The sequence below is a fragment of the Pseudovibrio sp. POLY-S9 genome (genome assembly GCF_001431305.1).
Taxonomy (GTDB): Bacteria; Pseudomonadota; Alphaproteobacteria; order Rhizobiales; family Stappiaceae; genus Pseudovibrio.
Genome location: NZ_LCWX01000263.1, coordinates 94,676 through 95,924 on the forward strand (window position 1 = coordinate 94,676; position 1,249 = coordinate 95,924).

1 protein-coding gene and 1 pseudogene are annotated in these 1,249 nt (G+C 53.5%); one reads left to right on the forward strand and one right to left on the reverse strand.

The window, feature by feature from the left end; translation table 11 throughout:
- Nucleotides 1-243: pseudogene (locus tag PPL9_RS33980) on the forward strand (squalene/phytoene synthase family protein); the annotation flags it as partial.
- 53 nt (nucleotides 244-296) lie between these two features.
- On the opposite strand, the gene trmFO reads toward PPL9_RS33980, so the two are convergent.
- On the reverse strand, nucleotides 297-1,249 hold a 953-nt coding region (gene trmFO, locus PPL9_RS31770; RefSeq protein ID WP_082597192.1), incomplete at its 5' end, for a methylenetetrahydrofolate--tRNA-(uracil(54)-C(5))-methyltransferase (FADH(2)-oxidizing) TrmFO.

Here is a 1,249-nt window from a genome sequence, read left to right on the forward strand (position 1 = left end):
GCTTTTGAAGAAATGGTGGAGCTGAGCAAAAAGCATCTCGATGATTGTGAGAGTGCACTGGAAGGGATTGACCCGTCTGTGCTGCCTGCATTTTTGCCCGTGTTTCAGGTGGAACTGTTCTTCAATGAGGCGGACAAAGATAGTTTTGAGCCGCTGCAGGTTTGCGGTGGGGCGCCGCATATGCGCCGTGTCTGGCATATGTGGCGGACATCTCGCCGCCTTACCAAGCTCTCGCGGAAATAGAAAAAGGCCGGAATTTCCGGCCTTTCTGTCTCTAATTGTATGTTGCGTGCGCGTTAGACGTTCGCGACCCATGCTTTAAAGTCATCCAGACCACGTTTGGCCATAACCTGCTTTTTAAGGCGGGTCTTTTCTTTGCCGCGCAGGCGCTTGCCTTCTGGATGCTTCGGCATCTCGTCCAGAGGAGGCAGGAGGCCGAAGTTGATGTTCATTGGCTGGAAGGAACGCGGGCCGGAGCCATCTTCGCGATCGATGTGACCACCCGTGATATGGTTGACGATTGCACCGCATGCAGTTGTGACTGGCGGAGGTGCGATGTCGGTTCCAAGTGCCTGATGAGCTGCAAACAGACCTGTCAAACATCCAACAGCGGTGGATTCCACATAGCCTTCACAGCCGGTGATCTGACCTGCGAAACGCACGTGTGGCAGAGCTTTGAGGCGCATTTGATCATCGAGAAGACGCGGTGAATTGAGGAAGGTGTTGCGGTGCAGGCCGCCGAGGCGGGCAAACTGAGCTTCTTCCAGACCCGGGATCATGCGGAGAATTTCTGCCTGTGCGCCGTACTTCAGTTTGGTCTGAAAACCAACCATGTTGTAAAGCGTGCCAAGGGCATTGTCCTGACGCAGCTGCACCACAGCGTAGGCCTTGATGTCTGGCTGATGAGCATTGGTCAGACCCATTGGTTTCATTGGGCCGTGGCGCAGAGTTTCGCGGCCACGTTCTGCCATCACTTCAATTGGCAGGCAGCCATCAAAGTAAGGCGTGTTTTCTTCCCATTCCTTAAAAGAGGTCTTTTCTCCGCCGATCAGTGCATCGATAAAGGCTTCGTATTGCTCTTTATCCATTGGGCAGTTGATGTAATCTTTACCCGTACCGCCCGGGCCGACTTTGTCGTAGCGAGACTGAAACCATGCCTTGTTCATATTGATGGATTCAGTGTGGATGATCGGTGCAATCGCATCAAAAAAGGCGAGGGAGTCTTCGCCGGTTGCTTGCAGGATCTGCT